Genomic DNA, 22213 nt, shown 5'->3' with positions numbered 1-22213 from the left:
AGAGCTCTGGTCCGTCGAGGGAGAGGCGTGGTCGTGACCACGCCTCTCCCTCGCGGTACCTCGCCTCTGCCTCGGCGCGGTGCGACCTCGCGGGTGTCAGGCGCAGTCGAGCGCGTCGACCTGCGCCTCGCGCGTGGTCGTCACCTCCTCCCCGTCGAGGGTCGCGACGCCGGTCACCGTGACGGTCCCGGCCGGGACCGTCGTCGCGCGCGCCGCGAACGACTGGTACGCGTTCTTGCCCGGCGCGACGTCGGCGACGGTCTTCTCGCCGTACGGCGTCGCGAGCGTCACGGTGACGGGGACGTCCTCGCCGTTGGTCGCGCGGACCGCGACGTACGCCTTGCCGGCGAGGCAGCGCGACGTCGCCTCGACCGCGAGGTCGAGCTCGGGCGCCGGGGGCTGCTCGCCGTAGGCAGCGAGCAGCGCGGCGTGCTCGGCGGCCGTGATCGGCAGCACCGTGCCGTGGCGCGGGCTGCTCGGCAGGTGCGCGTCGACCGACGTCCACACGCCCGAGTCGAGGTCGGTCGACTCGAGCGGCAGGTACCCCTGGCCGCCGTGGTAGCTCGGCTGGTCGACGAAGAGGTACCACTTCTCCTCGGTGTTCGACTTGAACACGGTCGGCCCCTCGCCCGCGGTGAGCGTGCCGCCCCACGGGTTGGGCTGGCCGTAGCCGATCTTCTCCGCGACCAGGTCCCAGTCGGTCGAGCGCAGGTCGGTCGACCTCTCGAGGCGCGGGATCATGTACGCCTCGTCCTTGGTGAACCGGTAGTACGTGCCGTCGTGCTCGACGATCGACGAGTCGATCATCCCGAGGCCGTTGCCGCGCTTCTCGTCGATCCACACCTGCGGCTCGGAGAACGTCACGAAGTCGCGCGTCGTGGCGTACATCATGCGCTGGTAGGAGTCGGCGATGCGGCGGCCGTCGGTCGACGTCGTCGGGTAGAGCGCCGAGGCCCAGTAGACGATGTACTCGCCGCGCTGCGCGTCCCAGAACGCCTCGGGCGCCCAGGTGTTGCCCGCGTAGGCGCTCGACACCGTGACCATGCGCTGGTCGGACCAGTGCACCAGGTCGGTCGACTCCCAGATCATCAGGGCGCGCGACCCGCGCTCCTGCGCGTTGCCGAAGTTGTTGCCGCCGTAGATGCGCAGGTCGGTCGCGAGGAGGAAGAACCGGTCGCCCTCGGGCGAGCGGATGATGAACGGGTCGCGCAGGCCCTTCTCGCCGAGCGTCGACGTGAGCACCGGCTCGCCGTCGTTCAGCTCGACCCAGTCCAGCGGGTCGTTCCCGTTGCTCGCGCTGAAGTAGACCGACTCGCCGTCCGCGGTGCTCTCGCCCTCGAAGTAGGGGAAGAAGTAGCCCTCGTAGTCGGCCTCGTCGGGCAGCGGACGGACCGTGGCGTCGTAGGTGTGCGTCGCCGTCGCGCCCTCCTTGGTGGCGGTCGCGGTGAGCCGCACGACGGCGGCCGGCTCGCCGTGGGCGGGCCGCGTCACCTCGCCCGTGGCCGAGACGGTCGCGGGGTCGGAGCTTGCCCAGGTGAGAATCGAGCCGTTCGCGCCCTCGGCGGGCAGCGTGAGGTTGCCGCGCACGTCGTCGAGGTGCGGCACGACGACGTGGCTCGCGTCCCACGCGACGGCCTCGGCCGGCGCGAGGTGCGCGAGGACGGTGACCTCGAACTGGGCGGTGCGCGCGACGGCGCCGCGCGTGACGAGGGCGGTGAGCGTCACGGTCGCGTCGTCCTCGCCGGCGGCGGGCCGGGTGACCTTGCCCGTGGCGCTGACGACGCCCGCGTCCGACGACGTCCACGTGACGAGCGAGCCCTGCGCGCCCGTCGTGGGCAGCACGAGGTCCGCGGTGACGGCGCTCGTGTCGCCGAGGTCGAGCGCGGCGAGGTCGGCGTCGGCGGCCGCCGTCGAGGTCTCCGCCGCGAGCTCGCCCGCCTCGGCCGCCGTGAGCGCGCGGTCGTAGAGGCGGAAGTCGCGGACCTGGCCCTTGAGGTACCGGTCGCCGGAGTAGAGCGAGCGGCCCACGTAGTTCGCGGTCGTCTGCCCGCCCCCGATCTGGCCGGGGTCGGTCGTGACGTTCGTGGCCTGCTTGACCTGCACGCCGTCCTCGTAGAGCGTCGCGGTCGTGCCGGTGAGCGTGTACGTGAGGGTCTTCCAGACGCCGCGCTGCAGGTTGGAACCCTTGGTCACCGTCTGCTCGGTGGTCCAGCTCCCGGTGGCGATCGAGGTCCGGTAGGCGTTGCCGGTCGTGAACAGGTAGCCGTTGCCGTTCGACCCGCTCGTGTTGCCGAGCCCGTAGACGAAGTACGGCGTGCCCTGGTCCTGGCTCACGAGCACGTCGAGGCTCACGGTGGCGTCCGTGAGGCCCGCGAGCAGGTGGTCGGGCAGGTCGACGTAGTCGTCGGTCCCGTCGAGCGTCGTGCCGTCGGCCGTCGTCGTGCCGCCCACCACCGTGGCCGGGCCGAACGCCGAGCCCTCGGCGAGGTTCGCCGTCGTGCCGCCGGTCGTGCTCGCGGCGTCGAGCGGGTACCAGGCGACGAGCCCGTCGTCGGTGGGCCCGCCGACGTCTGCGGCCGCCGGTGCGGCGACCGCGGTGGCGAGCGTGGAGACGGCGAGCGCCCCCACCAGCCCGGCGGCGAGCGCCGAGCGTCCTCGGTGTGCGGAAATCATGTCGTCCTCTCCTCGTCGAGATGCAGGTCGTGCCGCGAGGTAGAGCCCGCGGTCGCGAGGTAGAGCTCCGAGAGCTCTACCTCGCGACGTGCGGCTCTACCTCGGCGGGGTCGTCAGCCGCAGGTGTGCGCGGCGTACGCGACGTCGTACGTCGTCGTGGCCGGGGTGCCGTCGAGCGTCGCCGTGCCGGTGACGGTCACCGTGCCGGCCTCGACCGACGTCGCGCGGGACGCGAACGACTGGTACGCGTTCGCCCCCGGGGCCACGCCCGCGAACGTCTTCGTGCCGTACGGGGTCGTGAGCGTGACGTCGGCGGGCACGTCGCCCGCGTTCGTCGCCCGCACCGCGACGTAGACCTTGCCCGCGAGGCACCGCGGGGTGGCCTCGACGGTCAGCTCGACCACCGGGGCGGGCGAGACGTCGACCGGGTCCACGCTCTCGAGCGTCGGCACGACCTTCTGGATGAGGCCGTCCTCGCCGAACGTGAGCCGGTCGATCGTCGTCTCGCGGTTCGTCCCGTCGCCGCCGGGGATCGCGAAGCGGTGGTACGCGATGTACCAGTCGTCCGTGCCCTCGACGTTGAGGATCGAGCTGTGCCCGGTCCCGAGGATGCCCTGGGACGGGTCCTTCTCGAGGATCACGCCGCGGTAGGTCCACGGTCCGTCGATGCTGTCCGCGGTCGCGTAGCCGACGCGGTAGTTCTCCGAGCCCGTGTCGTCGATCGAGTACGTGAGGTGGTAGACGCCGTCGCGGTAGTTGAGGAACAGGCCCTCGCGGAAGTCGGTCAGGCCGGGGATGCGCCGCAGCGTGTCCGGCTCGATCGACGTCATGTCGTCGTTCAGCTCCGCCATGACCGGGCCGTTCGACGGCCCGCCGTTGCCCCACAGGAGCCAGTACTTCCCGGTCTCCGGGTCGCGGAACGCGGCCGGGTCGATGGCCTGTCCGGACGTGACCGCCTCGCCGTTCGTGATCATCGCCGTCGGCTGCGCGGTGAACGGTCCTTCGGGGCTGTCGGCCACGGCGACGCCGATCGTCTTGCGGTCGTACGTCGGGTTGTGGCCGGAGAAGTAGAACCAGTACTTCCCGTCCCGCTCGATGATCGTGGGCGCCCACGCGTTGCCGGTCGCCCACGGGACGTTCCCGTTCGCGCCGTCGAGCGTGAGGAACGGCTGCTCCGAGCGCTCCCACGTGACGAGGTCGGTGGACGTCCAGACGTAGAAGTCCTTGCCGCCCCAGCCCGGCGTGCCGTCCGTGGTCGCGTAGAGGTAGAACGTGTCGCCGAACTGCGCGATGTTCGGGTCGGCGTACGTCCCGGGGAGCACGGGGCTGCCCATCTCCTTGGCCTGCACGGTCCACGTGCGCGACGACCCGTCGGGCCCGGTGACGGTGTACGCCACAGGCTGCGTGAAGTCCTGCACCGAGCCGTTCGCGGGCGTGACCGTCGCGCGCGGCGAGACCGTGAGCACCGGCGCGAGCGCCGCGACGTCCGTGCCCGGCACGACGGGCAGGGTGACGGTCGAACTCGCGCCGTCGACGATCGCCGGCGCCTTGAGCGTGTCGAGCTCCGCCCCGGTGACCGCCGTGTGGTCCGCGCCGACCTGGTAGACCTCGTCCGCCGTGAGCGCGCGGTCGTAGATCCGGAAGTCCCGCACCGAGCCCTTGAGATAGCGGTCGCCCGAGTACAGCGAGCGGCCGATGTAGTTGGCGAGCGTCGAGCCGTTCCCGATGTCCTTCGGGTCGATCGTGACGCCGGTCTGGCGGCCCACCTCGACGCCGTCCTCGTAGAGCACGGCCGTCGTGCCGGACAGCGTGTACGTGAGGTGCTTCCACACCCCGCGCTGGAGGTTCGCGTTCTTGGTGACGGTCTGCTCGGTGGTCCAGTTCCCCGTCGCGATCGACGTGCGGTACGCGTTGCCGGTGGTGAACAGGTACCCGTTCCCTGCCGTGCCGCTCGTGTTGCCCAGGCCGTAGATGAAGTACGGCGTGGCCTGGTCGGTGGCGACCTTGACGTCGAGCGCGACCGTGACGTCGGTCAGCCCGGCGAGCAGGTGGTCGGGCAGGTCGACGTAGTCGTCCGTCCCGTCGAGCCGGACGCCCTCGCCGGTGCCGGAGAACGCCGCTCCGTTCGTCAGCGTCGCGGGGCCGAACGACGACCCCGGCGCGGTGTTCGCCGCCGACGTGCCCCTCGTCTCGTCGAGCGCGTACCGCACGACGAGCCCCGGGATCTCCGTGGTCACCTCGACCGCGACGTACGCGGTGTGCGACCCGTCGGCCGTCGTCGCCGTGACCAGCGCGTGGCCCTCGCCGACGCCCGTGACGACGCCGTCGGCCGAGACCGTGGCGACGTCGGCGTCGTCCGACGCCCACGTGATCGCGCGCGCCGTCGCGTTGGCGGGCGTGACGGTCGCGGTGAGCTGCCGCGTGCCGCCGACGCCCACCTCGAGCGACTCCGGGGTGACGCTCAGGCCCTCGACGGGGACGACGTCGTCGGTCACGGTGACGACCGCGCGGGCGCGGACGCTCACGCCGCCGCCGAGCGTGCCGGCGACCTCGAACGACCCCGCCTGCGCGTAGGACGCCGGGTCGACCGCGTCCCACGTGACGTCGGCCGGGCCGGTCGACCCGTCGGCGTACGTCGCGGTGACGGTCGCGGGCAGCACCGGGGCGGATCCCGTCTGGACGGTCACGGCGACGTCCTCGACGGACTCGACGAACGCGTCGGGCTGGTAGGTCTTCAGCAGGCGGTCGTACTCGGCCTGCGTCACGGGGAGCACGGTGCCGTGGCGCGGGCGCGACGGCATCTGGTAGTCGGTGGACATGGTCCACTCGGCCGCGTCGAGCGAGGTCGACTCGAACGGCACGTAGCCGCGGCCGCCGAACTCGTCGATGAAGAGGTACCACTTCTCCTCGGTGTTCGACTTGAAGATCGTCGGGCCCTCGCCCTGGTTGATCCCGCCGCCGAGCGAGTTCGCCTTGCCGATGCAGTCGGTGATGAACTCGTAGTCCGTCGAGCGCAGCTCGGCCGACTTCTCGCCGAGGATGAACTTGGAGCACGGCGTGGACGACGTGTTGTTCCGCTCGTCCTTGGTGAAGCGGTAGTACTGGCCGTCGTGCCGCGTCACGGTCGAGTCGATGACCGAGTAGCCCGGGTCGACCCACACCTGCGCCTCGGTGAACGTCACGAAGTCGCGCGTCGTGGCGTACATCATCCGGTTGTAGGTGTTGCCGGTGTGGCCCGGGTCGTCCTCCGCGTAGAGCTTCGAGGCCCAGAACACGACGTACGCGCCGATGGTCTCGTCGTAGTACGCCTCCGGCGCCCACGTGTTGCCCGCGGTATCGGGCGAGACCTGCACGAGGCGCTGGTCGGTCCAGGTCACGAGGTCCGTGGACTCCCACACCATGATCGACTTCGAGCCGGTGCGCTGGGACGCGTCCCAGTTCCCGTTGCCGTAGATCTTGAGGTCGGTCGCGATCTGGTAGAACTTGTCGCCCTCGGGCGAGCGGATGATGAACGGGTCCCGCAGGCCCTTCTCCCCCAGCTCCGACGTGAGGACGGGCTGGTTGTCGTTGAGGTTCTGGTACCTCAGCGGGTCGTTGCCCTGGCTGAGCCCGAAGTAGACCTGCTCGCCCGTGGCGGTGCCCTCGCCCACGAAGTAGGAGAACAGGTAGCCCGCGAGGTCCTCCTGCTCGGGCAGCGGCGGCACGTGCGCCGCGAGCTCGCGCGTGGCGGTGGCCGTGCCGACCGTCACCGTCGCGGTGAGGGTCACGGTCTCGGCGTCCTCGCCGTGCGCCGGGCGCGTCACCTCGCCCGTCGGGGTGATCGCGCCCGACGACGCCTCCCACGTCACGCTCGCGCCGTGCAGCCCCGTGGTGGGCAGGGTGAGGTTGCCGCGCACGTCGTCGAGGTTCGTCACCTCGAGCGCCGCGGCCGCGGCGTCGGCCTTGGCCTGGTCGCCGTCGCCCGGCAGGACCGTGACGTCGAACGTCCGCGTCTCGGTCGCGCCGCGCAGCGCCACCGTCGCGGTGAGCGTCGCGGTCGCGGGCTCGTCGCCCGCGGGGCGCGTGACCGCACCGCTCGCGGAGACGACGGCGTCGTCCGAGCTGGCCCAGGTGACCGCCGAGCCGCCGACGCCCTTCGCGGGGAGCGCGAGGTCGGTGACGACGGCGGTCGTGTCGCCGAGGTCGAGCGCGGCGGCGTCGGCCGCGACGGCGTCCTGTGCCGAAGCCGCCGCGACGTCGGCGACCTCCTGCGCGGTCAGCGCGCGGTCGTAGAGCCGGAAGTCCTTCATGCGGCCCTTGAAGAGGTTGTCGGCGGCGTAGGCCGACTTCCCGAGCGCGTTCGCGGTCGTCGTGCCGCCGCCGATCGCGCCGGGCGTGATGGTCACGGCCGTGTTCTGCCCGACCTGCGCGCCGTCCTCGTACAGCCGCGCGGTGCCGCCGCCGAGCGTGTACGTGATCGTCTTCCAGACGCCGCGCTGCAGCGCGGCGGCGGGGGCCTTGGCGGTGTTCTGCTCGCGACCCCACGCGAGGTCGGAGATCGACGCACGGTAGTTCGCGTTGCCCGTCGAGAACAGGTACCCGTCCCCGGACTGCGGGGTGCCGACCGCGGGGTTGCCGAGGGTGTAGAAGAAGTAGTTGCCGGTCAGCGACGCGTCGACCCACACGTCCGCGCTCACCGTCACGGCGTCGTAGCCGGCCAGGAGGTCGTCGGGCAGGTCGACGTGGTTGGACCCGCCGAACGTCAGGCCCTGGCCGGGCTGCCAGCCGCCGCCGGAGCCGGTGAGGGTCCCGTCCAGGCCGTTGCCGGAGGCGTCGTGCGCGACGGTGCCCGCGGTCTCGTCGAGCGGGAGCCAGAGCCGGAGCCCCTCCGCGCTCGGCTCGGCCGCAGCCGGGACCGGCGCGGGTGCCGCGGGCATCGGGCCGGCGGCCGCCGCGCCCACGGGCGCGAGCGGTGCCACCAGCGCGAGCCCGAGCAGCGCGGCGAGCGAGCGGCGTCGGCGTCGGGCGCGGGGCTCCGCGGGCGTCGGGGGTGGTTCGTGGCGTGAGGTCATCGGTGACTCCTCGTCGTCGTGCCCGGCGGCAGCGCCGGTCGCACGTCCGCCGTCGGACGCGCGTGTGAACGCTAACATGTGCGCGCAAACATAGCGAGAGTCGAAGGCGACCCACCCCGCCGAAACCGTTATCGAGTTTCCGCGGTGCCCGGGCCGGCACGTCCCGGCACCTGGACACCCGTGCGGGTCTGCCCGACCGACGATGCGCTTCCGACCGAGCGATGCGCGCAGACGTGCATCACTCGATCGGAAGCGCATCACTCGACGCACAGAGGGGCATCCAGCGGCAGAGCGGGCCGGCGTCCGCGACGCCGACCCGCTCACGGGACGTCCGGGCGCGACGTGCGCCCGTCCGCCCTCAGCCCCCGCAGGCGAGCGCGTCGAACGCGACCTCGTACGGCGTGCTCACGTCGGCGCCGTCGAGCACGGCCGCGCCCGTGACGGACGCGACCCCGGCCGCGAGCGACGTGGACCGGGCCGCGAACGACTGGTACGCGCTCGCACCCGGCGCGACGTCGCTCACGACGCGCGTCCCGAACGGCGTCGCGAGCGTGACGTCGACCGGGACGTCGCCCGGGTTCGTCGCACGCACCGCCACGTAGGCCTTGCCCGCGAGGCAGCGTGCGGACGCGGTCACGTCGAGCTCGACGGCCGGGCCGGCGGCGTCGGCCGCGAACTCCCACGTGTCCACCTCGACGAGGTCGACGCCCGCGGGGCCGGCGAACGTGAAGTACACGTCGTGGACGCCGCTCACGCCGTCCAGGGCGGCAGTCACGTCCGCCCACTCGCCGACGGGGGTGTCGAGGTCGAGCGTGCCGACGACGGCGCCCTCGCGGTCGTCGAGGCGCACCTCGACGGTGGCGCCCTCGACGAGCGGCTTGACGCGCGCCGTGACGCTCGCGGCGCCGTCGCCGAGGTCGACCGACGACAGCGCCGACCAGTCGCCGGCGTCGACGTCGCGGACGACGAGGTTCGGCGCCCCGTCCCCGAACTGCGCCGAGCCGCCGTCGACCTTCGCGGTGGCGAGGCCCTGCTGCCACGCGAACGTCTCGGCCTCGAGCACCTGGAACGGGTCGAGGTCCTTGACCTGGTCCACGCCCGCGTAGTCCCCGACGACCTGCTGGACCGTGCCGTCCGCGTTGAACGTCAGCTCCTGGATGTGCGGGCTGCGGTAGCCCTGCGTGGTGCTCCCGTTGATGCGCTTGTTGAGCGTGGGCGCGTGGTACGTGAAGTAGTACTTGCCGTCCAGCTCGAACACCGACTGGTGGTTGTTGCCGCCCGTGCCCGCGCCGAAGAACTGCGACTGGTTCGGGAACATCACGCCGGCGTACGTCTCCTTGGGGAACGACATCGGGTCGTCGGAGATCATGTAGCCGATCTGCCCGCCGCCCGGGTACCCCGGGAGCGTGGCCTGGTTGCCGCCGAAGTCGTTCCCGCCGAAGTGCGACGAGTACGACAGGTAGTACTTCCCGTCGCGCTCGAAGACCTGCGCCGCCTCGAACGCCACGGGCGCGTCCACGACGGCCGCGGTGCCCTGCGTCGTGACCATGTCGTCGCCGAGCTCGATGACGCGGATGTTCTTCGGGTTGTTGAACCGCTCCGCCGCGGGCATCGACGTCGACGCCGGGCCGCCGCCGAAGTAGAGGTACGCGCCGTCGTCGGTGACGAGCGGGGCCGGGTCGAACTTCCAGGCCACGGCCTCGGCGCCCGGGGTGCGCCCGTCGATGAGCGTGCTGTCGCGCTCGCTCGTCCACGGCCCGAGCGGCGAGGCGCCCGTGATGACGTTCGACGACCCGCCGCCGTTGGCGTAGTAGAGGAAGTACTTGTCGACGCCGTCGACCGTCTTCTTCGCCATGCCCGGCGCCCACGAGTTGTTCGTGAAGGGCGCGACGCCCTGCGGCCCCGCGACCTGGATCTCGCCGTGGTCCGTCCAGTTCACGAGGTCCTCGGACGAGATGAGCGTGATCTGGTTGATGCTGCCGTAGTTGATCTGCGGCGAGACGCCCGTCACCGGGTCGGGCGCGTAGCCCTGGGTGTCGTTCGTCATGTACATGTACACGCGCCCGTCCTCGACGAACCCGAACCCGTCGGCCCCGAACTTGTGGGAGATGAGCGGGTTGTGCTCGCCGGGCAGCTTGCCGAGCACCTCGATGGTCTTCGAGGGTGGCCCGGGCGGGGCCGCGCCGACGACGGAGACGTCGTCGAGCACGAAGTCCATGAGGTGCGTCGCCGGGTCGGCGGACGGGTTGCTCGTCCACGGCGTCTCGAAGAACAGCCGCGCCGTGCTGACGTTCTGGTCGGCCGGGATCGTGAACCGGCCGTCGAACGTCGCCCACTGGCCCTTGGTCGCGGTGACGCTCACCAGGTTCGTGTACGTCCCCCCGCCGTAGTGCATCGTGGCGAAGAACTGCTTGGTGGCCGGGGCCGCGGCGGCGTCGTACCGGATCTTCGCCGTGAGCTCGTACGTCTCGCCCGCGCGGACCTTGCCGCTGAGGTCCTGCATCGGACCGGAGCCGGTCGTCGCGCGCTCGGTGGTCAGGGCCGCGGCCTCGCCCGCGAACGCCTGGTCGGTGGTCGACAGCACGGCCTTGTCGGTCGCGTTGCCGTTGTTGACGAACCAGCCGGTCGTGCCGTCCTCGAAGCCGCCGTTGACGACCAGCTCCTCGTCCGCGGCGTACGACGGGAGCGCGGCGAGCGACGCCGAGAGCAGCGTCGCGAGCGCGGCCCCGGCGACGGCGCCGCGCAGGCGACGTCGTCTGCGGTGGTGCGTGTCCATGGATCCTCCTCGATCGATGTGTCTTGCGTGGGTGTCCGCGCGCCTCGCGCGGACGGTCGTGCCGACGGCGGGGTCGCGCCGTCGTCCTGCGCCCTCCTCTCGTCCGGCACCGGCGGGCCGCCCGGGCGGCCCGCCTGCGGATCAGCGGCAGGGTCAGCTGCCGTACGCGACCGTGCGGGTCGCGGTGGACCCGTCGGTCGAGCGGGTGACCGAGACCGTCACCTCGCCCGCCGGGGCGTTCGCGAGGCGGCTCGCGAACGCCTGGTACGCGTGGCGGCCCGGCTCGACGTCGGCGAACGACCGGCTGCCGTACGGCGTGGTGACGACGACGTCCACCGGCACGTCCTCGTCGTTCGTCACGCGCACGGCGACGTAGTCCTTCCCGGCCAGCGCGCGCACGCTCGCCTCGGCCGTGAACACGACCTCGGCGACGTCGGCCCGCACGAGCGACGCGACGGCGAGCGCGAGCGCCCGCGCGGGTGCGTCGGCCTCGTTCTGCGTCGACGGCGCAGTCGTGGCCCGCGCCGCCGCCAGCTCCTTCGCGACGGCGGACCACGACTCGGCCGTGTAGTCCGCCGGGTCGAGCCCCTCGGCCTCGGCGACGACGGCGTCGAGCGCCGTCCGGTCGGCGCCGCCGTCGGTGTCGAGCACGTCGCTCAGGAGGAAGTGGTCGAAGTCCACGTGCCCGCCGGTCTGCTCCTTGGCGTAGGAGAAGAGGCCGAACCGGTACCCCATGAAGTGGGACAGGCTCCAGTCCATGACGAGCGGCCCCTGGCGCGCACCGAGCGGCTGCCAGGTACGCCCGTCGAGGCTGTAGGAGTACTGCACCCAGAGCTGGCCGTCCGGCGAGGCGAAGTCCGCGTCCGCCTTGAGGTGCACGTCCGCGTGCTCGCCCAGCGGGACCTGCGACCCGGGGACGAACGACTCGACCGCCTCGCGGTCGATCGTGTCGGCGAACGGCTGGAGCCGGGTGACGAGACCGAGCGTGCGCTCGCCGTCGACCTGCTGGATCCCCGCGTACGCGAAGCTGCGCCCGTAGACGGCGAGCCCGGCGACGTCGCCGTCGAGCATGCCGGAGACGTCGAGCCTCGTCTGGGCCGACGACGTCGGGCCGAACGTGCGCTGCCCGAGGGTGTTGCGCGCCTCCTCGAGATACGTGAGGTCGCGCCCGGGCGCCTTGGTGTACTCCGCCTCGCCGGTCACGACGTGCCCGTTGGTCAGGCGCAGCCAGCCCTCGCGCTCGGTGAGCGACCAGTACCGGTTGTCCGGCGCGTGGTTCCACTGCCACGCGAGGTCGAGGTCGGAGCCGTTGTACGACACCTCCTCGAGCGTGGGCGTCTCGACGTCCGGCGCACGGCCGACGACGGACACGTCGTCGAGCAGGTACTCGACGCTCGACGACGGCGGCTGCGGGTTCGCCCACGGCGTCTCGACCGCGAGCTTGAACGTGCTCACGTCCGTGCCGGTCGGCACCGTGTAGGTGCCGCTGACCGTGGCCCACTCGCCGGGGGTCGCCTCCGCCCAGGCCAGGGTCTTCACGCCCGCACCCCAGTCGCCGACCAGGTTGAAGCGGACCGTCGAGGGCCCCGTGGCGTAGCGGACCCGGGCCGAGACCTCGTAGGTCACGCCCGCCTGGATCTTCCCGCCGAGCTGCTGGTTCGGGCCCGAGCCGTTGAGCGTCCGGTCCGCGACGCGCAGCGCGCCCGTGCCCGACGCGGCGCCGCTCGTCTCGCGCGACAGCGTCGCCCCGAACTGCGCTGCCCAGGGCGCGGTCCCGGCGTCCTCGAACCCGGGGTTGGCGACGAGCTCGACGCCGAGCAGGGACTCGTCGTACGTGGGCGCGTCGGGGACCTCCCAGACGGTGTCGCTGAACGCGCGGTGCTCGGCGTCGTTCGCGAAGTCGTCGGAGGCGACGATGCTCTTCAGCCGCTCCCGCCGCTCCGTCGCCGGGTCCAGCACGATCGGCTTGGCGAACGTGTCGCCGACGCGGACCACGCCGTCGTCGCCGAACGTGGGCCAGCCGTCCTCCCACGTCGCGGGGATGAGCGCGGGGATGCGTCCGAGCGGGTAGGTGTCGCGGAAGAACATGCCCCACCACTCGTAGCCGCCCGCGCCGTCGGGCACCTCGACGAGCCCGCCCTGGGCGAAGCCGTCGGAGTTCAGCGCGCTGCGCGCCACGTACGGGTTCGACCCGTCGGCGGTCTCGTAGCGGCCCAGCAGGTGCGGCGAGCGGAACAGCACCTCCTGCCGGTTCTGGCCGCTGGGCCACGTGATGATCGCGACGTAGTACTCGCCGTCGATGTAGTGCACCTGGGCGCCCTCGAACAGGCCGCCGACGAACGGCTCGGCGGCGTAGTCCTCGGCGCGGAAGATGTTCGGGAAGTCCTGCTCGATCGCGGTGAGGTCGTCGTTCAGCCGGACGGCGCTCGTCGCCCCCGAGCCGTAGAAGATGTAGGGCGTCCCGCCGTCAGCCTCGTCGAAGAAGAGCGACGGGTCGTGGAACCCCCGTCCGAGCGGGGTGCGCTCCCACGCGCCGTGCTCGACGTCGTCCGTGCGGAAGAGGTAGGACCCGCCCAGGTCGTTGGTGTTGAACACCACGTAGAACGTGCCGTCGTGGTAGCGCAACGACGACGCCCACTGACCGTTGCCGTAGCCGTTCTGCCCGTTGCGCAGCGAGGAGACGTCGCCCACGCCGAGCCGGTCGTAGACGTACCCGACGATCTCCCAGTTCACGAGGTCGAACGACTTCATGATCGGCGCGCCTGGCGCGAGGTGCATCGTGGTGCTGATCATGTAGTAGACGTCGCGACCCTCGTCGCTCTCGGCCGCGGGGACGCGCGCCACCGAGATGTCGGGGACGTCGCTGCCCAGCAGCGGGACACCGTACGTCCCGTCGCCGTGGTCGGTGGTCGTCAGCCCGGTGATCGTGCTCGTTCCTCCCGGTCCCTCGCTCGACTCGTCCGCCACCGCCGCGGACGTCGTGCTCGCGCCGAGCGCGAGCACTCCCGCCAGCGCCGCCGCGACGGCCGCCCTCACCTGCCTGCTCATCTCTCTCTCCTCCTCGTCGAGGTCATGGTCGATCGTGCGGAGAGCGGTATCGATACCGATATCGCTCTCGGGCCCGCCCGGCGCGGGCCACGGTCCGCCGGGGTGGTCGCGGGGGCCGTGGCCCCGGACCTCCCCGGCGGACTGCGTCGCTCCGTCGGCGGGACGGGCGTCACCCGCAGGCGCGGGCGCCGAGAGGGACGTCGTACGCCGTGGTGACCTCGCGCGGGCCATCGGGGCCGTCGAGCACCGCGGAGCCCGTGACGGTCACGGTGCCGGCGGGGACCGACACCGAGCGTGCGGCGAACGACTGGTACGCGTTCGTGCCCGGGGCGACGTCGGCGAACGACCTCTCCCCGTACGGCGTCGCCAGCGTCACGTCCACCGGCGCGTCGCCCGTGTTGGTCGCCCGCACGGCGACGTAGACCTTCCCCGCGAGGCAGCGCGGGGAGACCTCGACGTCGAGCGGCACGACGGCCGTCGCCCCCGGCACGATCTCGACGCGGTAGGTCGTCGCCGTCTCGTGGTCCTGCGCGACGCCGACGACCTCCACGGTCCGGGTGCTCCCGTCCGCGGGGAGCGGCACGACGCGACCCTGCGTGTCGTCGATCAGCACGCCGTCGACACGGACCAGTCCGCTCGGCACGTGCGGGTCGGCGTCCAGCACGACGCTCGTCGTGCCCGCGGGCACGGTGAGCGTGTAGTCGGTCGTCGCCGGGTCGAACGCGGGGACGAGCGACCCGGTGTCGAACGCGAGCGCCGCGAGCCCGGGCGTCGCGTCGTAGGACGCCGCGCGGTCGACCCGGACGCCGAACACGCCTCCGGCCCAGCCGCCCGTCGCCTGGAAGCGCACGGTGACCACGGGGATGCGCTCGCCGTCCTCGTCGAGGACGTACTCCCCCGCGCTGTCGACCTTCCAGCGCGTGCCCTCGCCGATCTCGAGGTACTTCGCCGGGAGCGCCGTCGTGTCGACGTAGAACCCCTGCTCGTCCTTGGTCGGGGCGTTCGCGACCGTGGTGATCGTCTTCAGCTTCTCGTCGTTCACGTACACGTCGAAGACGCGACCCTGGTCGCCCGAGTACAGCGTGACGCCCAGGTGGTTCGACGCCGAGGCCGGGTCGATCATCAGGTCGTAGCTGAACCAGCCCGTGCCGTTCGCATGGCGGAACTGACGGCCGGAGAACGTCCCGACCGACGACCCGCTCTGCTTGAGGTTCTTCGCGTTCTCGAAGTTGTTGTTGTCGAAGCTCGTCAGGCTGTCGACGGTGCGGTCGGCGTCGCGCAGCTCCTGCTTGGCGCGCAGGATGCGCTCCTGCGACGCCGCGGAGTCCGGCTCGTCGAGGTTGAGGTAGAGCCCGTACGTCACGTCCCAGTTGGTGTGGTGGGGCGTGAACACGAGGTCACCGCCGTCGGCGGTGTTCCGCAGCCGGAGCTGGACCCGGCCCTCGGCGTCGTCCTCGACGCGGACGAGGTTCTCCGCGATCCGCTCCTTCCACTCGTCGGCGCCCATGCTCGCCGCCGTGATCGTCGTCTGGGCGTCGGCGTCGCGCGTGGAGGAGCGGACGAGGATGCCCGTGCCCTGCCACGCGGGCTCGGGGACCTCGCCGAGGGTCGCGGAGAGGACGACCGGCCCGTACCGGAACGCGACGAAGTACGGGTTGTCCGGGGTGTCGACGACGGACGCCGCCATGGGCATCGTGTACCGGACCACGTCGCCCGCGGCGACGGGCAGCACGACGTACCCGCGGGACACGACCGGCTCGACGGCGGCGCCGTTCACCTCGAGGGCCGGGTCGCCCGCGATCCACGACGGCACGCGCAACCGCAGCGTCGCGCCGTCGGCGACCGCGCCGCCGTCGAGCGCGTCGACCCGGAAGGTCACCGTGTCCTCGTTCGGCAGGTTCGCCTCCTGCGTGAGCCGCAGGTTCTGCTCCGCGTGCTCGACGGTCGAGGAGAAGAACAGGTTGACCCACACCGAGCCCTGGCCGGTGAAGTAGATCGAGTCGCCGAGCTTGGAGAAGTTCTCCATGCCCGTGCCGGTGCAGCACCAGAACTCGGTGAACGGCAGGTTGTACACGCGGTGGTAGCCCGACGCCATGGGGTTGAAGTACGTCGTCGTCCCCGTCTCCGGGTTCTGCGACGCGAGGATCGTGTTGATGAACGCGTTCTCGTAGTAGTCCGCGTACCGGACGTCCTTGCTGAGCTTGAAGAGCTCGCGCGCGAGCTTGAGCATGTTGTACTCGTTGCACGTCTCGGCCGTCTCGGCGTTGCGCGCGGTGCCCTGCTCGTCGGCGCGCTCGTGCAGCGAGCCGGGCGCGTGGAAGTGCTCGGCCTGGCTGTTGGCGCCGGTGACGTAGGTGTGGTCGCGCACGACGATGTCGAAGAAGTTCTCCGCCGCCGCGAGGTACATCGGCAGCTCGTCCTTCTCGGCGGGCGTGAGCAGGTCGTAGTAGTCGGGGTTCTGCGTGAAGACGCGGTAGCGCTTGAGCGCCCCGAGCAGCTTGGGGATCTGCGTGTTCGCGTGCTTGCCGGGCAGCACGTCCTGGCCCGCGGCGAGCTGGCGGAAGAACGTCACCTCGTCGAACGCCTCGGCGGCCTCCTTGATCCGGACGTCGCCGGTGAGGTCGAACAGCTCGTACAGCGCCTCGTTCATGCCGCCGTACTCGGTGCGGAGCATGACGTCGGTGTTCGGGAGCTTCGCGACGCGCCCCTGCACGTAGAGGCCGAACTCGGTCGCGACGGCGAGCGCCTGGTCCCCGACGGGGCCGTCGACGTACTCGGCGACGTCGAGCAGCCCGGCGAGCACCTTGTGCAGGTTGTACCAGGGCACGATGACGTTCTCGTCCGACGTCCCGGTGCCCTGCACCTGGTCGAGGATCGACTCGCGGAACGCGGAGACGTACCCGGCCGAGCCGGGGTGGGCGGCGGCGTACGCGTCCTGCACGCGCGCGAGCCCGCCCACGCCCTCCTCGATCTCGGTGAACAGCGCGTCCTTGGTCGCCTGGTCCCGGGTCGAGGACCACGACATCGCGAGCGCCGAGAGGTAGTGCCCGAACGCGTGGCCGCGGAAGTTCACGGCGTTGCTGCGCTCCCAGCCGCCGTACCCGGCGGCGGTGGTCGGGGTGAGCCCGCCGACCTTGTAGAACTCGTAGAGGAACGTCTCGGAGTCGAGGCTCAGCAGGTACTCGTGCTCCTTCGCCGCGGCGTTCTGGAGGAAGTCGTCGGAGAGCAGCACGGACGGCAGCGCGGTGTCCTCGAGCGGCGTCTCGTCGACGAGCGCGGGCACGACGACCTCCAGGTCGCGCGTCACGGGCTCGCCGTCCAGGTAGCGCACGGTCGCGGTGAGCGTGACGTGCGCGTCGTCCTCCCCGATCGTCGGCCGGACCACGGTCCCGTCGGTCCCGACGATCTCCGGGTGCGACGACCGCCACGTCACGGTCGAGCCGCGCGAGCCCGTCGTCGGCAGCACGAGCGCGACGGTCGCGCGCTCGGGCAGCGACAGCGCGTCGGCGTCGTCCTGGGCGATCGCGTCGCGGTCGACCGTGCGCCCGCTCTCCTCGTAGAGCCCGACGACGTCGCCCAGGTCCGCGACGGCGTCGTACAGGCGGTAGTCGTCGAGCGCGGCCCGGAGGTAGGCGCCGTTGTACTGGGGTCCGTTGAACCCGATCGTCTTGGGCAGGGCCGGGTCGGAGCCGAGCACGCCCGTCGCGTCGCCGCCGACGGCGTTGGCGACCGTGGACGGGACCTTCTCGCCGTTGCGGTAGAACGCCACGTCCTTCGTCACGTGGTCGTACGTGACGACGACGTGCGTCCACTCGTCCGCCGGGAAGAACGCCGCACGGTCGGAGCTTGCGACGCGGACCTTGTACGGCTGGCCCGACGCCGGCCCGACCGACAGCGCGAGCGGCACCGTGTCCGACTCGGACGACAGGTACCAGCCGTCGGAGTTGTAGGCCCGCTTGTTCCACGTGATCACGTGCTCGCCCGAGAGCTTCCCATTGGGCTCCACCCAGAACGAGAGCGTCAGGTCCTCGGGCTGCAGCGCGGTCGACGACCCGAGGTCGAGGTACGTGCTCCCGCTCAGTCGCAGGGCCTGCCCCGCGCCGTCTACGCCATCGACGTAGGAGTAGCCGGTGGGCGCGGAGCCGGCGTGGCCCTTCAGCGTCACCGGGTGGGCGAGGGGGCTCGCGTCGGCGACGTCGCCGTCGAACGCGAGGTCGAGGACAGGGTCGGGCAGGGCGTCGGCCGCGACGGCGGACGGCGCCCAGGTGGTCAGGGCGAGCGCGGCGGCTGCCGCCACGGCAGCCAGCCGGGCCGCGCCGCCGGGTCGACGGCGGACGCCGTCGGTCGGTCGGGGGTGCATCGTTGCTCCTCAGGGTCGCGCGCGGGCGGCGTCGCCCGCGCGTCGGGACGTGCGGTGTCGTGCAGCTCGTCGCGCGACGACGTCGTCGCGCGGTCGTGCGAGAGCGGCCCGCGCACGACGCGCGGGCCGCGCCCTCGTGGCCCGCCGGACCGGCCACGAGGGAAGCAGGCACCCGCGAGGTAGAACCGGCGGTCGCGAGGTAGAGCCCGGAGGCTTCTACCTCGCGACCTGCGGTTCTACCTCGGGGTCAGCCGCAGTCGAGCGCGTCGTAGGCGACGGCGACGGTCGTGGTGACCTGTTCGCCGTCGAGCGTCGCCGTGCCCGTCATCGTCGCCGTACCCGCCGGGGCGGACGTCGCGCGCGTCGCGAACGACTGGTACGCGTTCTTGCCGGGCGCCACGTCCGCGACCGCCTTCTCGCCGTACGGCGTCGAGAGCGTCACGGAGACCGGGACGACCTCGCCGTTCGTCGCGCGCACGGCGACGTACGCCTTGCCCGCGAGGCAGCGCGGCGAGACCTCGACCGCGAGGTCGAGCTCGGGCGCCGCGTCGGACGCGTGCAGCCGCACGAACGTGATCGAGTGCGCGGGGAACTCGTAGGAGAACTCCTCGCCTACGCCCGTGAGCGTCCGCTCCACCGGGACGACCCGCTCCGGGTCGGCCTTGGTGTTGGTGTCCGACGGCGCGCCCACCATCTCCGTGACCGTCGCCTGGTCCGCGATCCCCTCGGAGCCCTCGACGTGCACCTGCGTGCGCGCCGCGGTCGCGGTGGGGTTGACGACCTTGACGACGACGTCGCCCGTGTCGTCGTCGCGCGTGACGACCTGGTAGAGCGACTTGGTCGACGGCTGCTCGTAGGACATCTGGAGCTCGCCGTCGAGGTAGAGCTCGATGGTCGAGCCCTCGACGACGACCTTGACGTGGTACGGCTGGCCGGCCTCGATGCTGTGGTTCTCGACCGCCTGCACCTCGTTGGCGCTCCCGCCCGACGCGCGCTGGAGGGCCTGGCGCGAGTTGTTCCAGCCGCCGAGGTTCCACCAGTAGTAGTCGTTGGGGCCGCCGGCGGCGAAGCCGACGAGGAAGCCCTCGGCGCCCGACGTCTTGCGCGCGTCGAGCTCGAGCGTGAAGCTCGACCAGTCCTTCGCGTACGCCCCGGCCACGATCGACCGGGCGTCGGTGACGTTCGTCGCCGACTGCACGTAGGCACCGTCCTGCGCGGCCCACGTCCCGGACTGCGGCTCCCACTGCGACGCACCGGACTCGAAGTCGTCCGAGAAGAGCACGTCGCCGCTCGCGTTGTCGGTCACGCGCACGTTGTCGTACTGCGCGGCCGTGTTCCACGTCGAGAGGAAGATCCCGCCGTCGAGCGTCGCGTCCGCCGCCGCCGGACCGGAGTGCGTGCTCGGCACGACCTCGTCGCCGGCGTTCGCCGAGAACATCTGCTGGACGTAGTAGTTCACCGAGCCCCACGACTCGTCGTTGTCGAACCAGATCGCGTCGGGCGACCACTGGACGTACGACTCGTTGGCGAGCAGCGGCGCGTACGACGCGAGCCGCACGACGTCGGAGTTGCGCTCCAGGCCCGTCATGAACGACGCCTCCGCGAGCGCGTTCGCGAACGTGTTGCCGCGCGACGCGTACTCGCCGAGGAACACGTGCGGCCCCTCGCGGTCGTAGGAGTCGTAGCGCTCGTCGTTCTCGAGGAACCACTGCGGGTCGTTGTAGTAGTGCTCGTCGACGAGGTCGACGTCCTGCTCGCGGTTGAACTCCCAGAGCTCGTCGAACCGCTGGCCCGTGTCGTCCGGACCGGAGTTGGAGATGATCTGGACGTCCGGGTAGGCGGCCGCGATCGCGTCGCGGAACGCCGGGAAGTTGGCCTCGAAGGTCTTGGTGTTCTCCTCGTTGCCGAGCCCGATGTACTTCAGGCCGAACGGCTCGGGGTGGCCGAGCTCGGCGCGCACGGCACCCCACTCGGTCGTGACGTCACCGTTGGCGAACTCGACGAGGTCGACCGTGTCGTCGACCCAGCGCTGGATCTGCGCGGGGTCCGTCATCTCGGGGATGGTGCTGCCGCAGCCGTTGGCGCCGACCGACACCACGGGCAGCGGCGTCGCACCGAGGTCCTCGGCGAGGAGGAAGTACTCGAGGTACCCGATGCCGTACGACTGGTTGTAGCCCCAGAAGTTCCAGTTGGTCGCGCGCTCCTCGACCGGGCCGATCGTCTCCTTCCACTGGTACGTGCGGCGACGGTCGGTGAAGTTGCTCTCCTCGTACGTGCGGAACGTGCCGACGTTCGTCACGCAACCGCCGGGGAAGCGCAGGAACTGCGGGTCGAGCGCCTCGATCTTCTCGGCGAGGTCCTTGCGGAGCACGGACTTCCCGTTGACCGGGCCGACCCACGTGTCCTGCGGGAAGAGCGAGACCTGGTCGAGCGCGAGCGTGCCCGCCGCGCCGGAGAGCAGCGCGAGGCGCCCGGCGTTCGTCGTGCCGGTCGCCGTGAGCGTGACGTCGTACTTCTTCCACGCGTTCGAGCCGTCGACGGTGACCTCGCCGGTCGCGTACGCCGTGGTCCCGGCGGCGTCCTCGACGCGCACGGTGACGGTCTGCGCCGTCGCCGACCGCGCCCAGACGGAGAAGTCGTACGACTCCCCCTCCTCCACGAACAGGCCCGTGTTGTACCCGGCGTTGCGCACCCCGGCGCCCGCGGCGGTCGTCGTGAGGTTCAGGTAGTTGCGGTTCGTCGCGTTGAGCCGCCCGGCGTCGTTCACGACCTGCGTCATCGCCGTCGCGCCGCCGCGGTTCGCGGCGCTCCACGCAGTGAGGCCGGTGAACGACCCGTTGTCCTGGTTGTTGAACTCGAACGACCGGTTGCGCACGAGCTCGGCGTACAGGCCGCCGTCGGCCGCGTAGTTGATGTCCTCGTAGAAGATGCCGTACAGCTCGTCGCTCATCGCGGTGCGCTCGCCGGCGAGGTCCACGGTGATCTCGTGGTCCGCGCTCGCGGCGGGCGTGACCGTCAGCTTCGTCGCCGCCTCACGCGAGCCGAGGACGAGCGCACCGTCCTGCGCGCGCACGCCGGCGTACCGCTCCGGGTCGGCCGCGTCGCGCAGCCAGACCTTGCCGCCGCCGGCGTCGGTGAGCCGCAACGCGGTCGCGTCGTCGCCCGCGGCTCCGAGGGAGAGCCGGGACGAGCCGGTGACGACGACGGGCCGGTCGCCGACGGCGAGCGTCACCGGGGACGTGCCCTCGGGGCCGTCGGCCGCCGTCGCGTCGAGCGCGACCGTCGTCGCGGGGCGCTCGTCGTCGAGGGCGAGGCCGTCGTCGGTCGCGACGAGGTACCGGGCGTCGCCCGGGCCTGCGAGCGTGAACGCGCCGTCGGGCACCTGGTCGGCGCCCTCGGCGGTCTGGAGCGCGACGTAGTCGAACGCCGCCGCGTGCGACGTGCCGTTCTGCGCGGCGAGCGCGTAGAGGCCGACCTGCGTGGTCGGGAAGTCGACGGTCACGGAGCCCGCGGGCTGCCACGCGGCGCCGTCCCAGAAGCTCGTCGCGATCGTGTCGCCGGTGCGCTGCATGCGCAGCGTCTCGCCCGTGGAGCCCGGGCGGTCGGTGAACGCGGCCGCGGAGAAGACGCCCCCGGTCTCGACGTCGTTCTCGATCGCGCGGCCCGACGGCGACAGGCTGCCCACGAAGGTCAGGCCGGAGCGGACGTAGTTGTCCATGTCCTGCCACGCGATGAGGCCTGCGCCCTGGTACACCGTGGCGACGGGTGCCTCGAGGTGGGTGACGACGGTGAAGTCGCCGGCGGGCACGTCGAGCAGCACGACGTTCTTGGCGCTGTTCGCGTCCTGGTAGGTGTCGCCGGGCTGCGACGCGAGCGTGAGCTTCCCGCCGCCGACGGTCAGCGCCTCGGGCACCGGGTTGACGACGGTCCAGTCCGCGCCGAGCGCGGCACCCTCGAACGCGTCGACCCAGGCGCCGTCGGGCTGGTCGGGCTCCGCGGCGGAGGCGGGCACCGACGTCGCGAGCGCGACCGTGCCCACCAGGCCGGTCACGAGCGCCAGCGCGACCGCGCGCCGGCGGCGGGCCGTTCGGGGCCGTGGCGGGTGAAGGGACGTATCCATGGGCTTCCTCTCTTCGTCGAGAGACACGCACCGTTGCGTGTGAGCGTTAACAGGATCGTGGCCGAGCCTAGTGTGAACGCTCACATTCGACAAGGTCATGTCGTGACACACCGTCGGCAGGGCTCGTGCCCGGCCGACCCAGGGGTGCCGGCCCCCGTCCAGCTCCGGTGATCCCGGGCGAGAGC

The 22213-nt window shown here is 71.8% G+C and carries 6 protein-coding genes; all 6 read right to left on the bottom strand.

Features of this window, described 5'->3' with window-relative positions:
- Positions 1-96: 96 nt before the first annotated feature.
- The 6 genes from ACZ402_RS02605 to ACZ402_RS02580 all read right to left on the bottom strand — a co-directional run bounded on the left by ACZ402_RS02605 (position 97) and on the right by ACZ402_RS02580 (position 22028).
- Positions 97-2673, bottom strand: a complete 2577-nt coding sequence (locus ACZ402_RS02605) for an immunoglobulin-like domain-containing protein (protein ID WP_375822356.1) — start codon at positions 2671-2673, stop codon at positions 97-99.
- Positions 2674-2786: 113 nt separating this feature from the next.
- Positions 2787-7724, bottom strand: coding sequence for a family 43 glycosylhydrolase (locus ACZ402_RS02600; RefSeq protein WP_375822357.1), 4938 nt, complete (start codon positions 7722-7724; stop codon positions 2787-2789).
- A 358-nt stretch (positions 7725-8082) separates the two neighbouring features.
- On the bottom strand, positions 8083-10500 hold the full coding sequence (locus ACZ402_RS02595) for a family 43 glycosylhydrolase (protein ID WP_375822358.1): 2418 nt from the start codon (positions 10498-10500) through the stop codon (positions 8083-8085).
- 153 nt (positions 10501-10653) lie between these two features.
- Positions 10654-13548 carry a beta-xylosidase family glycoside hydrolase gene (locus tag ACZ402_RS02590; RefSeq protein WP_375822359.1) on the bottom strand — a complete coding sequence of 965 codons (2895 nt, stop codon included), beginning with the start codon at positions 13546-13548 and terminating at the stop codon, positions 10654-10656.
- A gap of 169 nt (positions 13549-13717) precedes the next feature.
- Complete coding sequence (locus ACZ402_RS02585) at positions 13718-17908, bottom strand: beta-L-arabinofuranosidase domain-containing protein (RefSeq protein ID WP_375822360.1); 4191 nt, start codon at positions 17906-17908, stop codon at positions 13718-13720.
- Between the two features lie 247 nt (positions 17909-18155).
- Entirely contained in the window at positions 18156-22028 is a 3873-nt protein-coding gene (locus tag ACZ402_RS02580) for an alpha-L-arabinofuranosidase C-terminal domain-containing protein (protein WP_375822361.1), read from the bottom strand.
- Positions 22029-22213 lie beyond the last annotated feature (185 nt).

The sequence above is a fragment of the Cellulosimicrobium sp. NPDC030954 genome (genome assembly GCF_055571305.1).
The sequence above is the reverse complement of the archived record's forward strand: the minus strand, read 5'-3'. Positions and strand labels throughout refer to the sequence as shown.